General features: G+C 70.2%; 11 protein-coding genes. 6 read left to right on the top strand and 5 right to left on the bottom strand.

The window, feature by feature from the left end:
• Nucleotides 1-19 precede the first annotated feature (19 nt).
• Nucleotides 20-3,847 carry a LamG-like jellyroll fold domain-containing protein gene (locus ACORQU_RS07465; RefSeq protein ID WP_491644278.1) on the top strand — a complete coding sequence of 1,276 codons (3,828 nt, stop codon included), beginning with the start codon at nt 20-22 and terminating at the stop codon, nt 3,845-3,847.
• 94 nt (nt 3,848-3,941) lie between these two features.
• On the opposite strand, the gene ACORQU_RS07460 is transcribed toward ACORQU_RS07465, so the two are convergent.
• The 4 genes from ACORQU_RS07460 to ACORQU_RS07445 form a co-directional block, all read right to left on the bottom strand.
• The gene (locus ACORQU_RS07460; protein ID WP_491644276.1) at nt 3,942-4,592 is read right to left on the bottom strand and encodes an HAD-IA family hydrolase; all 651 of its coding nucleotides are present in this window, start codon (nt 4,590-4,592) and stop codon (nt 3,942-3,944) included.
• Nucleotides 4,593-4,923: 331 nt separating this feature from the next.
• The gene (locus ACORQU_RS07455) at nt 4,924-5,940 is read right to left on the bottom strand and encodes a D-hexose-6-phosphate mutarotase (RefSeq protein ID WP_491644274.1); all 1,017 of its coding nucleotides are present in this window, start codon (nt 5,938-5,940) and stop codon (nt 4,924-4,926) included.
• Nucleotides 5,940-7,541, bottom strand: coding sequence for a carboxylesterase/lipase family protein (locus tag ACORQU_RS07450; protein WP_491644273.1), 1,602 nt, complete (start codon nt 7,539-7,541; stop codon nt 5,940-5,942). The genes ACORQU_RS07455 and ACORQU_RS07450 overlap by 1 nt, the downstream gene beginning before the upstream one ends.
• Complete coding sequence (locus tag ACORQU_RS07445; RefSeq protein ID WP_491644271.1) at nt 7,531-8,565, bottom strand: alpha/beta hydrolase; 1,035 nt, start codon at nt 8,563-8,565, stop codon at nt 7,531-7,533. The genes ACORQU_RS07450 and ACORQU_RS07445 overlap by 11 nt, the downstream gene beginning before the upstream one ends.
• A 108-nt stretch (nt 8,566-8,673) precedes the next feature.
• Between ACORQU_RS07445 and ACORQU_RS07440 the strand changes: the two genes are divergently transcribed.
• The 5 genes from ACORQU_RS07440 to ACORQU_RS07420 all read left to right on the top strand — a co-directional run bounded on the left by ACORQU_RS07440 (nt 8,674) and on the right by ACORQU_RS07420 (nt 13,643).
• Entirely contained in the window at nt 8,674-9,534 is an 861-nt protein-coding gene (locus tag ACORQU_RS07440; protein ID WP_491644269.1) for a 2-keto-4-pentenoate hydratase, read from the top strand.
• 39 nt (nt 9,535-9,573) lie between these two features.
• A complete protein-coding gene (locus tag ACORQU_RS07435) occupies nt 9,574-10,572 on the top strand; it encodes a TRAP transporter substrate-binding protein (protein WP_491644267.1) in 999 nt (332 codons plus the stop codon).
• 13 nt (nt 10,573-10,585) lie between these two features.
• Entirely contained in the window at nt 10,586-11,113 is a 528-nt protein-coding gene (locus tag ACORQU_RS07430; RefSeq protein WP_271647978.1) for a TRAP transporter small permease, read from the top strand.
• A gap of 3 nt (nt 11,114-11,116) precedes the next feature.
• A complete protein-coding gene (locus ACORQU_RS07425) occupies nt 11,117-12,400 on the top strand; it encodes a TRAP transporter large permease (protein ID WP_491644265.1) in 1,284 nt (427 codons plus the stop codon).
• A 172-nt stretch (nt 12,401-12,572) separates the two neighbouring features.
• On the top strand, nt 12,573-13,643 hold the full coding sequence (locus ACORQU_RS07420) for a LacI family DNA-binding transcriptional regulator (protein ID WP_491644263.1): 1,071 nt from the start codon (nt 12,573-12,575) through the stop codon (nt 13,641-13,643).
• 96 nt (nt 13,644-13,739) lie between these two features.
• Here the strand turns inward: ACORQU_RS07420 and ACORQU_RS07415 are convergent, their stop codons facing one another.
• Nucleotides 13,740-14,198 carry an REP-associated tyrosine transposase gene (locus ACORQU_RS07415; protein ID WP_491644262.1) on the bottom strand — a complete coding sequence of 153 codons (459 nt, stop codon included), beginning with the start codon at nt 14,196-14,198 and terminating at the stop codon, nt 13,740-13,742.
• Nucleotides 14,199-14,437: the final 239 nt, after the last annotated feature.

The raw sequence follows: 14,437 nt of genomic DNA, 5'->3' as shown, positions 1-14,437 counted from the left end.
GATGTTGAAAGCAGTTGCGATGCACCTCGTCCGCCTGGCCTGCCTGGGATCGGCGATGACGCTGTCCTGCCCGGTGATGGCAGCGCAGGCGCCGCAGCTGCTGTTTCGCGTGTCGGCCGATCACGGCTTCGATGCCGATGTGGCCAGCGGCCAGGCGGTGCCCAACTTCCGCGACAAGGTGAAGCTGGTGGACACCGGCAAGTCCGGCAAGGCGATCGAGTGGGCCGACGACGGCGTGCTGTCCTGGGAGGCACCGGGCAACCTGTACACCCAGCGCGGCACGCTGGCGTTCTTCTGGCGCCCGCGTTATCCGGTGGGGCAGGCGCCGTTCGTGATCTTCCGCGCCGGCTACGCCGACCACAGCAGCTGGGACATGGCCTGGCTGCGCATCGACTGGAACGGGCATGGCTTCGATGCCTTCGTCACCGACGCCAACCTGGCCCGGGCGCGGGTGTCCTTCGACATGCCCACCCCGCCGGCGGCCGATGCCTGGACCCACATCGCCTTCGCCTGGGACGAGACCCTTGGCGTGCGCCTGTACGTCAACGGCCAGGAGGTCGCGCGCAAGGACGCCGCCCTCGACCTGGATGCGGGGCTGGACCAGTTCGGCCTGGCCGGGCGCGTGATGTCGCCGCACCAGGTGCAGAGCCGCTACAACTTCCTGCGCGGCAGCGACTTCGACGAGCTGCGCGTCTACGACCACATGCTCGATGTCGCCGGCGCCACTGCGCTGGCCCGGTTGCGCGAGCCGACCACCGCGGTGGCCGCGCGTGACGAAGGCCAGGTGTGGTGGCATCGCTATGGCTGGGACCGGGGCGCGCCGCCGGTACTCGACGCACCGGTGACGCGCATCCGCAAGGTCGAGTTCGCCGATGCGCGCGACCTGAAGGAATGGATGTTCAAGGGCATCGACGGCATCGACGAGACCACCTGGCCGGGCGTGTACAACCGCTCGCGCCTGCCCGGGCGCACTGACTATTTCGAGCTGCCGGACTGGAATGTCTACGTGGAAGGCGGCAAGGCGCTGGACCTGACCCTGCCCGACGAGCCGTTCAACCGTATCGAGCTGCGCGGCGCGGCCTACGGCCAGGCCAGCTACGGGCAAGACAAGGCCGGCGCGCTGTCGCCCCTGTTCCAGCGGCCCGAAGGCGTGGTGCGCAGCGTCGGCCAGTTCGCCACCCGCCGCGGCGGCCACCTACGCTTCACCAACGTCGCGCAGGAAACGCCCATCCAGGAAATCTGGGCCTACAACGTGACCGCTGCTGAAGTGCCCAAGGGCAGCGCCCGCCTGGATTACACCGTGCAGGCCGATGTCGCCCCGGACTACGACAACCTGGCCGAGCTGCGTGCCTACATCGCCGGACGCTACCCGGCCGCCGAACGCAGCACCGTGGTGGCCCTGCCGCAGCGCGCCCCCGCGCGTCCGCGCCCTACGGCCAAGGCTGCTGGCGACCTGCGCCCGCTGGTGCACGTGCTGATTCCATCCACCCTGGGCGATCCGCCGCCGGACCAGCCGCTGATGCGTAGCTGGGCCTATGGCTGGACCAACATGCACGATGGCCTGGACGGCATCGCCTTGGACCTGCCGGCGCTGGACCTGCCGGCCGCCGAGGATGGCCTGATCCCGCTCAACATCACCGTGGCCGACCCGATCTGGCCGGCGCGCAAGCTGATCGATGTCAGCGTCTCGGTGAAGCCTGGCCAGGCGCGCACGCTGTGGCTGGATACGCGCGACCGCATCCTCGACGACCACAGCCTGATGCTGTCGGTGGCCTCGGCCGCGCCGGGCTTCGATGCGCGTGCGCTGGACGGCGCCCACGTGCATCTGGTGTTCAAGCCACGCGTGCAGGCCCTGGCCGAACACACCGCCGACCGCTTCAACCAGGCCCGCGACAACTGGGGCTTCCTGGTCGAGGAACACACCACCTCGCGTCGGCAGCTGCTGTACCGGCGCCTGGAACGCGACATGCACGACTTGCTGCGCGTGGACCCGGACCACGCCCTGGGCCGGGTGTTGTGGAACGACATCAGCTACGACAACCAAGCCCCGCTGCCGGTGGAGCAGCCCACGCCGCCCAAGGACGTGCCGGACTGGGCGTTCTGGCAGCTGGAGGACCTCAAGCTGTCGCGGGCCTTTGCCAACTGGTGGATCGACCAGCGCCAGGTGGACTACGGCGATTTCGGCGGGGGCATCTCCGATGACACCGACCTGACCCAGCAATGGCCGGGCCTGGCGCTGATGGGCGTGGACCCGGACAAGCTCAACGCCTCGCTGCTGGCCCTGTCCGCGGCCAACTACCGCAACGGCATGTTCACCAACGGGCTGTCGACGATCGAGACCGACGAGCTGCACAGCTACGAGGAGGGCATCAACCTCAATAGCGAGCTGCTCTACCTCAACTGGGGCGATCCGCGCACGGTCGAGCGGATCATGAAGACCGTGCATGCGCTGACCGACATCATCACGGTCAATCCGCATGGCAACCTGCTGTTCTCCAGCAACTGGTTCGGCGGGCGCAAGGTCTATCGCGAGCCCAACTGGCAGTGGCAGAAGCCGTACTCGTTCCCCATCGTCCATCCGATCATGCAGCTGGGCGCCTACAACGCCGACCCCACCGCGCGCGGCATGATCACCGGCCTGGCCGATGGCTATCTGGCCCACGCCTACACCAATGCCAAGGGCCAGTGGGCACTGCCCAACGAGATCAACTGGGCCACTGGCGCCACCCGTGGCGGCGAGCTGTTCGACGGCAGCGGTGGCTCGGAGCTGATGCACACCTTCTGGGCGGCCTGGCGCTTCAGCGGCGATGACAAGTACCTCAAGCCGCTGGACTACCGCGTGGACCGCGCCGGCCCGGGTGGGCTGTCGCTGTTGACCGAGAACTACCTGGACGTGCTGGGCAAGCGCGACACCTGGGGCGCGAAGATCGCCGCTGGCGCGAAGCAGGACGACGCCTCGCCCTTCGCCCGCTACGTGGCCTGGCAGGACAGCGGCGACACCGCGCAGCTGGCGGCGCTGTTCCGCGAGGAAGCGCGCGCCAAGCAACGCGACTTCTACCTCAACACCGACGGGCAGTGGTGGAGCGACCGGGTCGAATCCCCGACCGAATGGCTGCAGCACGTGCGCCTGGGCGGGGTGGGGCTCAAGCGCAACCAGACCTGGCAGGGCAATACGGTGAGCTGGCGCTTCGACGATCCGCAGGCCGCCGTGCAGGTGGCCCTGCTGGTGCCGCGGCCCACGCGCGAGCGCTTCACCGTGATCGGCTACAACCTCTCGGACCAGGCGCAGGCCGCGCAGATGACCGGCTGGAACATCGCCGCCGGACGCTGGCGCATGACCACCGGCGTGGACCGCGATGGCGATGGCAAGATCGACGGCAAGGGTGCAACCCGCGAGTTCGACTGGCAGAAAAGCGGGACGGTCGAGGTGCGATTCCCGCCGGACGCGCAGTGGGTGATGCAGCTGGAGCTGGTCACCCCGGCAGCCACGCCGATCGAGCAGCGCGCCGATGTGGGCATCGGCTTTGACGATGTGCAGACCACCGATGGTGCGCTGACGGTGACCGTGCACAGCCTGGGCCACCTGGACGCACCGGCGGGGCAGGTGCTGCTGGAAGACGCCAAGGGCAAGGTCCTGGCCCAGGCGGCGTTCCCGGCGCTGCGGGCGCCGCGCGATCTTCAGCCCAAGACGGCCCAGGTGCGCTTGCCGCTGCCGGCTGGCCTGGACATCTCAGGCGCGCAGCTGCGCCTGGTCACCGAGGGGCAGGTGCCCGAGGTGACCCTGCGCAACAACCACGTGGGGTTGCCGCAGCGCCAGGGAAACGAGGCAACCCCGGCGTCCCCGTAGCGCGGCGCTTGCGCCGCTGTTCTTTTCGACCGGATCCTCGCGAGAGCTTCAGCGCAGCGAGCTGCGCTCTACAAGGGGAACAGGACCGCTCGCCTCAGCCTGCGCGCTCGCGCAGCTGCAGGCCGGCTTTGCTGGCCTCTGCCTGTAGGCCGAGGAAGTCACGCGCGCTGCGGTGTGGGGTGTCAACGTGCCCGGCATGGGTAGCGGTGATCACCAGCACCTCGGCACCGGCGGCCTCGGCCGCGCCGATCCCGGCCGGCGCGTCTTCGAAGATCAGGCAGTGCGCGGCGTCTACGCCCAGGCGCTGGGCGGCCAGGCGGTAGCCGGACGGGTCGGGTTTGCCGCGCTCCACGTCCTCGGCGGTGACCATCACCGGGCCCGGCGGCAGTCCGGCGGCCTGCAGACGGCGCAGGGCCAGTTCGCGCGGGGCGGAGGTCACGATCGCCCAGGCGTGCGCCGGCAGGCTGGCGGTGAAGGCCGCCGCGCCGGCGATGGCTTCCACGCCGTCCACGTCTTCGATCTCCCAGGCGGTGATGCGCGCGGCCTCGGCCTGCGCGTCGGCGTCGGGCAGCACCCGGCGCACGGTGTCCAGCGCCCGCGCGCCATGGATGCTGGGGACGAAGCCCGGGTCCAGCCCGTGCAGCCGCGCCCAGCGCGTCCACACGCGCTCGGCCGCGGCGATGGAGGTCAGCAAGGTGCCGTCCATGTCGAACAGGAAGGCGGGGTAGGTGCGGTCCAGATCCAAATCGAGCTCCGGGCAGGGGGCGCACCAGCCTAGCAGCGGGGCTGCGAGCGGACGGTGCGGGCGGTTGTCTCGGCGGTGGTGGCCACGCCGATGCGCATGCGCCGCATAGGTTCGCTCGTCGCAAAGCATTTCCTGATGCGGGCAGGGCGACTGACCCACGAAGCGGACTTGGAAGCGTCGTGCACATCGTCCCACCGCAGTTGAGCGCGTCGCCGTCGATCAGGAATCCAGGCCGCCCGCCGACATCGTGGGAGATGCCGGGCGGGTCATCGCAAGGCGGATGTCACCGACCCGGCGCAGAAGGATTCGCCCGGCGCGCGCGTGAGGCCGCTCAGCGCTGCTGGACCGTGACGCGATACCCCAGCCGATGCCGGGCACCCGGCGCCAGCACCACCACGTCGTCACCGGCATTGGCGGTTTCCAGGCACACGTAGTGGCGCCAGCCGGAGCCGATGTCCGGACTGCGGGTCTGCGCGGCCACGCCGGGGTTCCAGGTCACCAGGCTGTGGCTGCCGGTGGTGTCCAGGACGATGCGCCGGTCCAGCACCGGATCGTCCAGCACGTAGTGCCCATCGGTACCGGTGTAGATCCGGTCCACCTGCCCCCCGGCGGCGGTGAGCGACCAGGGGCCCTGCTGCACGTAGGCAGTGGCGAAGCCTTCGGCCTTGTTGCGGTACGTCGCCCCCTGCAGCCCATCCACGCGAACCTGCATTGCATCGCCCACCCGGTAGTAGCTGTGCAGCGCCTGGGTGAAGCGCACCGGCGTAGTCCCGATATTGGTGGTGGTCAGGGTCTGCTCGAGCGCCTGGCCCACGCGCAGGGTCATGCGCAGCGCCAGGCCGGGCACCGGCTGCGGAGGGGCCAGCACCAACGTCAGCGTGCCGTCGGGCGCACGGGTGGCCTCCATCACCTGCCAGCGCACGGTGCGCACCAGTCCGTGCGCGGGCAGCGCCGCGGTCTGTCCTTGCCTGGAAAAGTACGGCCACAGCACCGGCACGCCGCCGCGGATGGGCTGCGGTGGCCGCGCGGTGTCGGGCGACAGCCACAGCACGTCCTGCCCGCCACGTGGCACCCAGGACAGCAGGTGGCCGCCGAACAGGGCCACGACCGCGGTGCCGCCGGGGGCCTCCAGTCGCAGCGCGTCGAAGCCGGCGAAGGTCACCCGGCTCAGGCCTTCCACCTGGGGGAGCGGCGCTTCTGCAGCCGGCGCGGCTGCGGCGGGCAGGACGAAGGCGGTGTGCGGCGGGAAGGCGTGCTCCGACTCGCGCGTCGGCATCGGCGCGCAGGCCGCAACGGCCGTCGCCAGCAGCAGGCAGATCCCCGCCGTGCGCGTCGTCCTGGCCGTCATCAGAACGTCCCGCGCTGGACGAACGGCGCCTGCGCGTAGAGTCGGCGTTCGCCGCCGCGGGGATCGTGCGCCTGGCGGCTGGGGGTGTCGAAGACCATGGTCTCGCGCTGGGCCAGCGAGTACGGCGCCCAGGCCGGCAGACCGGCGTGGTTGGGGTCACCGTGGCGGGCGAAGGCCAGCAGGGTGTCGCGCATCTGCCTAGCCATGCGCTGCGCGCCTTCGCCCGTGCCGGTGCGCGAGCCGGGCTGGGCGATGTTGCCGAACACCAGCGGGATATCCAGGGTGTGGAAGGCGCGCAGCCTGGCCGCCTCGCCTTCATGGTCGTACCAGTCCAGCTGATAGGCCCAGGTCGGCGCGCCCTGGCGCGCACGCGCCTCCAGTTCCTCCACCGCCCCGCGCCACGAGCGCCCGGCCGTGGTTGCGGCGAAGAACACCTCCGAGGGACTGTAGTGCGGATACAGCTGGCGGTAACCGGCCACCACGATCGAGGGCAGCAGATCCACGTACTGCTGCCGCTCCAGCAGCGCCGGCACCTCGTCCCAGCTCAGCTCGAAGTGGTGCGGATCGCGGCCCAGGAAGGCGCGGGTCTCATCGTGGGTGTTGCCGATCACCATGGGCAGGCGCGCCGACTGCAGCGGCGCGGTCGGCCAGAACGGATGGCTCGGCAGCACCCCCCCATCGAACACCGGGCCGACGTACAGCGCGGTGTCCTCCACCCGCGAGGGATCGCGCGTCGCCATGCCGTCGAGCAGGCGCTGGGCCGGCAATGCGCGCAGTGCGGCGGCGTCCTTGACTCCGAGCGCGTCCATCAGCAGGCGCGCGCGCTGGGTGGCCGCGCGCGGGCCGCAGGCGGTGACCTGCTGGCCGCTCATCGTCCAGGCGCGGTGGAACAGTCCTTGGGCTGTGGGCATCGCCATCAGCGTGGCGATCTTGGCCCCGCCGCCGGACTGCCCGAACAGGGTGACGTTGCCAGCATCGCCGCCGAACTCGTCGGCGTGGCGCCGCACCCACTGCAGCGCCTGCACCAGGTCCAACTGGCCCACGTTGCCCGACTCGGCGAAGGACGCATCGCCCAACTGCGCCAGATACAGGTAGCCGAAGGCGTTGAGGCGATGGTTGACGGTGATCACCACCACGTCGCCGGCCCGCGACAGGTTGACCCCGTCGTAGAGCGGGTCGCCGCCCGAGCCGTTGTTGAAGGCGCCGCCGTGGATGTAGACCAGGATCGGCCGCTTGCCGCCATCGCGCAGCGCCGGGGTCCACACGTTGAGGAACAGGCAGTCCTCGCTGGTCGGCTCCTCGGTTCCGGTCTGCGGTGCGGCCGCACCCAGCGTAGTGGCCTGGCGCACGCCCTTCCAGGGCTGCTCGGGCAGGGCGGGCATGAAGCGGCGCGGCGCGGTGTCCGCGCCGTAGGGCACGCCCTTGAACACGGCGATCCCCCGATCGGTATAGCCGCGGATCTGGCCGCTGCGGGTGGTGGCGATAGGTGCGTCGCCCAGCGGGCGAGCCGCGGCCGGCCACAGGGGCGCGGTGGCCAGGGCCAGGCCGCCCAGCGAGGCCTGGCGCAGAAACGCGCGGCGGCTGCCGTCTTCATGGTGCATGGGAATCCTCCTGCTTGTTCGTATCGCGCGTGGCGTATTGCCAGCGCATCCAGTCCAGGGCCAGCCGCGGCCAGGCGGCCACGGTCAGGCCGGTCGTGCCGCGCACGCCAAAGCCGTGCCCACCCTGGGGAATGACATGCAGCTCGGTCGAGACGCCGTGCGCCAGCAGCGCCTGCGCGTAGACCAACGTGTTGGCCACCGGGACCACGTCATCATCTTGCGCGTGCAGCAGGAACGCCGGCGGGCTGGCGGCGGTGACCGTGTTCTGGGCCGAGTAGGCGCGCATGCTCGCCGGGTCCGGGTGCGCGCCCAGCAGGCGCTGGCGCGAGCCGGGATGGGCGATCACCGGCCCCAGGTCGATCACCGGATACACCAGCAGCTGCAGGTCCGGCCGCGCGGATAGCGCATCGGCGGCGTCCACGCGCGGATACACGCGCGCATCGAAGCGGGTGGCCAGGCTGGCCGCGACGTGGCCACCGGCGGAAAAGCCCATCACCCCGACCTTGTGCGGATCGACGCCGTACTCGGCGGCATGGGCGCGGATCAGGCGGATCGCGCGCTGTGCATCGGCCAGCGGCACCTCGCGCGGATCGGGATGGCCCTCGGCCGGCAGCCGGTAGCGCAGCACGAACAGGGTTACCCCGCCGCGCGTGACCAGGTCCGGCACCAGCGCGCTGCCTTCCCTGTCCAGGACCACGCGCTGGTAGCCGCCGCCGGGGACGACCAGCAGGGCGCTGCCATCGGGCCGCGCGGGCCGGTAGACGACAAGATAAGGATGGCTGACCCGGTCGATGTAGCGGTCCGGCATCGCCGGGTCGGCGCTGCGTTCGACGATGTGCTCGGCGCCGGCCAACGCGGTGTCGCCAGGCGCCAGGCCGCCGGGCCACAGCATCAGGCGCGAGGCCTGTTCGGCGGGCGTCTCGCCTCCTGCCGCCGGTACGGGCCCGGCGTGCGCCGACGCCGCGGCCAGCAGCCCGCCGAGCAGGCAAGCCAGCACGCGGTGGACGATTCCGGTCTGCTGCATGGCAACCCCTCCCAAGGTCGTCGACGCCAGGTCCGTCATGCGGCGATGTCGCAGTGCACATTGCCAATGACACCGGTTTACCATATACATCGACCACAGGCGCTGTCGATGGGCAGTGCAGCAACGCTCGCCGCCAACGGGGACATCGCCTTGAGCCAGGAACGCCATCCTTCCGCAGCACTGCCCGCCGACGCCGAGGCGATCGCGCACGCCTTCGTGCAGGCACGCCAGGCGGGGCAATCGTTGCCGGATTTTCCTGGGACCATTCCGCCAGACCTGGTCAGCGCCTATCAGGTGCAGGACCTGGCCATTGCCCAGTGGCCCGATACGGTGGTCGGTTGGAAGGTCGGCTACATCGCCGCCGAGCGCCGCGATGCCAGCGGCGACGAGCGCCTGCTCGGCCCGATCTATGCGCGCCAGCTCTGGAATGCCACCGGTGCCATCGTCGAGTTCCCGGTGTTCGACGGCGGCTTTGCCGCGGTGGAAGCCGAATACGTGCTGCGCCTGGAACAGGACGCGCCGGCCGACCAGCTGCACTACACGCCCGAGCAGGCCGCGGCCATCGCCTCGACCCTGCTGCTGGGCGTGGAGATCGCCAGCAGCCCGCTGGCCACCATCAACCAGCTCGGCCCGCGCGTGGTGGTCAGCGACTTCGGCAACAACAACGGCCTGATCCTGGGGCCACAGGTGCCCGACTGGCGGGCCCTGGACGAGGACGGTCTGCGCGCGGAGACCTTCATCGAAGGCACCCGCGTCGGCACCGGCGGGGCGCAGCTGCTGCCCGGCGGCCTGCGCGCGGCCTTCGCCTTCGCCCTGGGCCGCTCGGCGCAGCGCGGGCGCCCGCTCAAGCAGGGCGACCTGATCGCCACCGGCAACGCCACCGGCATCCACGACATCCGCATCGGCCAGCAGGCATTGGTGCGGTTCGAGGGATATTTCGACATTCCATGCAGGGCCATCGCCGCCTAGGGTTGCGGACGATGGAGTGAACACGCGCGGGAGGGCGCCATGATCACTCGCAGGACCATGCTCGGCGCCGCCGTCGGCGCGCTGGCCACCTTGCCCACGCCGGGCCGGGCGGTCACGCGCCTGGACGGCGGCGGCCAGCTGCTGACCGCCAGCGATGTGCACGTGGCCGACTATCCCACGGTGCAGGCGGTGAACTGGATGGGCGAGCGCCTGGCGCGCGAGACCGACGGCCGCCTGCGCCTGCGCATGTACCACGCAGGCCAGCTGGGCCGCGAGGCCGAGGCCATCGACATGGCCCGTTTCGGCGCCATCGACATCACCCGCGTGTACGCCGGGGCGCTCAACAACGCCTTCCCGCTGACCAGCGCGCTGTGCCTGCCCTATGTGTTCGACTCGACCGAGCACCAGCGCCGCGCGCTGGACGGCGGGGTGGCCGACACGGTGCTGCGCGGCTTCGAGACCCGCGACCTGGTGGGCCTGGCGATCTACGACTCGGGCGCGCGCAACTTCTACAACACGCGCAAGCCGCTGGTGGAACCGGGCGACCTGCACGGGCTCAAACTGCGCGTGGCGGCCTCGGACATGTTCATCGAGCTGATGCGCATGCTGGGCACCAACCCCACGCCGATGTCGCTGGGCGAGACCTTCCAGGCGATGGAGACGCACATGCTGGACGGCGCGGAGAACAACATTCGCAGCTTCCACTCCAGCCGCCATTTCGAGGCCGCGCACTACTGGTCGCGCAGCCAGCATTCCTTTGCACCGGACGTACTGTTGATGTCGCGGCGCAGCTTCGAGCAGCTGCGCCCGGACGACCGCGCCCGCGTGGTCGCGGCCGCGCGCGACTCGGTCCCGGTCATGCGCCAGCTGTGGGACGCCTCCGAAACGGCGGCGCGCGAGGCCGTGCAGGCCGCTGGCGTGCGCTTCAACGACGTGGACATGGAGGCCTTCCGCGCCGCCGCCGCGCCGCTGGTGCAGCGCTACCGGCAGCTCCCCGGAATCGAGCCGCTCTACCGTCGCATCCGCGACTTCGCCTGAGGATTCAATGCGCATGCCCCACGTCCATGCCGCCTCCTCCGCCCCGCCGCTGGTTGGCGTGCAGCGCGCGCTGGACCGCCTGGCCTCGGCGGCCATCGCCATCGCCGCCGCCGCCCTGCTGGCCCTGGTCGCCGTGCAGGGCTGGCAGGTCTTCGCCCGCTACGTGCTCAACGATTCGCCCAGCTGGACCGAGCCGGTGACCCTGCTGCTGCTGAGCACGGCAATGAGCCTGGGCGCGGCCTGCGGCGTGCACGAGGCGCGGCACTTCGGCTTCTTCCTGCTGGCACAGCGCACCCCGGCCGCCCTGCGCCGGGTGTTCGAGGCCATCGCACCGCTGGTGATGCTGGCCCTGGGCGTGGTGCTGGCTGGCTGGAGCGCGGTGCTGCTGGCCGACGGCTTGCACATCAAGACCGCTGGCGCGCCGCTGCCGCAGAGCATCAACTACGCGCCGCTGTGCCTGGGCGGGGCGCTGATCGCGGTGTTCGCGCTGTTCCGCCTGGTGCGGGTGCTGGTCGGCGTGGGCCAGGACAAGGAGGCTTAAGCGATGGCGATCGCATTGCTGTTTGGATTGTTCATGGTGTTGCTGGTGATCGGGGTGCCGGTGGGCTTCGCCCTGGCCGGTGCCGCCCTGGCGACCCTGCTGTACCTGGACCTGCCCTCGGTGGTGCTGGTCCAGCAGATGCAGGCCGGGGTGGGCTCGGCGTCGCTGATCGCCATCCCGCTTTTCATCTTCGCCGGCGAGATCATGCTGCGCGGCGGAATCTCCGAGCGCCTGATCGCCTTGGCGGCCTCGCTGGTGGGGCGCTTCCGTGGCGGCCTGGGCCAGGTCAGCGTGCTGTCTTCGCTGTTCTTCGGCGGGGTCTCCGGCTCGGCCATCGCCGATGTCTCGGCGGTGGGCGGCACGATGATTCCGCAGATGGTCCAGCGCGGGTACGGACGCGATTTCGCGGTCAATGTCAGCATCACCGCCGCGCTGGTGGCGCTGCTGGTGCCGCCTTCGCACAACCTGATCCTGTTCTCGGCCGCGGCCGGCGGCGGGTTGTCCATCGCCGACCTGTTCGCCGCCGGCATCGTCCCGGCGTTGCTGATGACTGTGGCGATGATGGGCACCGGCTATGCGGTGGCGCGCCGGCGTGGCTACGGCACCGAGCCTTTCCCCGGTGCGCGCGCGGTGCTGCTGCGGCTGGTCTCGGCGCTGCCGGGGCTGGGGCTGGTGGCGCTGATCTTCTTCGGCATCCGCGCGGGCATCTTCACCGCCGTGGAAAGCGCAGCGCTGGCCGTGCTCTATGCGCTGGGCGTGACCGCGCTGCTGTACCGGCAGCTGGGCTGGCGCACCTTCCTGGCCACGGTGTCGCATGCGGCGCGCACCACCGGGGTGATCCTGTTCGTGATCGCCACTGCGGCGGTGTTCGGCTGGCTGCTGGCCTATCTGCAGGTGCCCACCCACGCGGTGGAATTCCTGCAGTCCTTCGCCCACGACAAGATCACGGTGCTGCTGATGATCATCGTGATGCTGCTGGTGCTGGGGACCTTCATGGACCTGGCGCCGATGATCCTGATCTGCACGCCGATCTTCTTGCCGGTGGCCAAGGCCTACGGCATCAACCCGATCCACTTCGGCCTGGTGCTGGTGCTGACTGGCGGCATCGGCCTGGTGACCCCGCCGGTGGGCTCGGTGCTGTTCATCGGCACGGCCATCGGTAAGATCTCGGTGGCCGAGTGCATGCGCAGCATCTGGCCGTTCTGGCTGGCGGCGCTGGCGGTCCTGCTGGTGGTGGCCTTCTTCCCGCAGCTGTCGATGTGGCTGCCGGAGCTGATGCGGGCCTGAGCCACCAACGCGCCTGCGCCTCAAAGCGCATCCCGACGGCAAGACTTGGGCGCAGCCGCCGGTCCGAATCGGGCAGGCGCCTGTCGTGGTGTCCGCCACCGCGCGTTAGATCGCGCCGGCGTGGCGCCGGCGACCGGCTAGAATCTCTCCCTTCCACGCTACGGGCTCCGCCATGCCGCGCAAGAAAGCTGCCGATGCGCCTTCGCCCACGCTGCCGAGGCTGCCGGACGGGCGCGTGGCGACCATCAACGACATCGCGCGCCTGTCCGGGGTGTCCAAGAAGACCGTGTCGCGGATCATCAACGATTCGCCGCTGGTGCGGCCGGACACCCGCGAGAAGGTCCAGGCGCTGATGCGCGAGGTGGGCTATTCGCCCGATCCGCTGGCGCGCGGCCTGGCGTTCCGTCGCTCGTTCCTGATCGGGATGGTCTACGACAACCCCACCGCGCAGTACGTGGTGGACATGCAGAACGGCGCCCTGGATGCCCTGCGTGGTTCCAGTTACGAGCTGGTCGTGCATCCGTGCGATACCCGCAGCCCCGGCTACATCGAGGGCGTGCGCCGCTTCGTCCAAGCGCAGAAGCTGCACGGGGTGATCCTGGTGCCACGCGCCTCCGAGGACCAGGCCCTGGCCGACATGCTGGCCCAGATCGGCTGCCGCTACGTGCGCATCGCCTCGCTGCCGCTGGATTCGACCTCGCCGACGGTGGTCACCCACGACCGCGAAGGCGCCACCGAGGCGGCCGATTACCTGCTCTCGCTGGGCCACCGCGACATCGGCCTGATCACCGGTCCCAATGTCTATCGCTCCAGCCAGGAGCGCACCGCGGGTTTCCTGGAGGCGCTCAACCGACGCGGCATCGAGCTGCCCAAGGCGCGGGTGATCGAGGCCGGCTACACCTTCGAATCCGGCGTGGCCGCCGCCGAGAAGCTGCTGCTCAAGGGCACCCGGCCCACGGCGATCTTCACCGGCAACGATGAGATGGCCGCCGGCGCCTACAAGGTGGCCTTGCGCGCGGGGATGACCCTGCCGCGCGAACTGTCCATCGTCGGCTTCGACGACAGCCCGCTGGCCTCGCGGCTGTGGCCACCGCTGACCTCGGTGCGCCGCAACACCCGCGATACCGGACGCATGGCCGCCGCCATGCTGATCCAGCCGGAAGGCTCGCCGACGACCCTGCCGGCCGCCAGCGTGCGCCCGCACCTGGTGGTGCGCGATTCCTGCCAGCCACCGGAAGACTGACCGGCGGATGGTGCAGCCCTACCTGGCCGTCTCCGTGGGAGCCGCTACAGCGGCGATGAAGCTTTCATGGGGGAGTGACCGCGACCCAAGCCCCCATTATCGAAGCCAGATCGCGTCCCAGTACGGATAGTCGCCCACACGCTTCACGATCCCGGCCCGGACGGGATTGGCCACGATATAGCGGGCGATCGCCAGCGCGTCCTCCTCTCGTCGTAACGCATGGTCGTGGAACCCTTGCGCCCACAACCGCGTTTGATCACGCCCCGTGGCACGCCAGGCCCGGCTCGCGGCCGCCTTGGCTCGGCCCACCGCACGGCCCAGCGATTCCTCTCCGAGCTCCAGAAGGCCATGCCAGTGATCCGGCATCAGCACCCAGCACAGCAGACGGTTGCTTCCCCAGTGTGCCGGGTCGGCGAGATGACGGGCGGTATGACTGGCGTGGCACCAGCGGCGAAAGTGAGGGAGGCGTCGGTACGTGGTGAAGGTCACCAGATAACGTTGGCCGGGCGAGGAAAACCGTCCCTTGCGCAGATGGTGGGAGTGAGGAGGCGGCATGCACGCCAGGCTAGGTGCATGCGGCAGCGGCGGGTATCGGGATCGTTCGCAGGAGTCGGTCAGAACTTTCCGATGTGCCAGCGGGCACCAGAGCCTGAGGATTGCACCGGGAGAGCCGCATCGCTGCTGTAGCAGCTCCCACACAGGCGCCCAACCCGCCTTCCTACCTCAGACTCAAAATCACCGCCGCGTCGTGCACCGCGCAATGACACCGGTAGCCAAAGATCGTTAGACTGACG

It is taken from the genome of Pseudoxanthomonas sp. JC1303 (assembly GCF_058448525.1).
The sequence above is the reverse complement of the archived record's forward strand: the minus strand, read 5'-3'. Positions and strand labels throughout refer to the sequence as shown.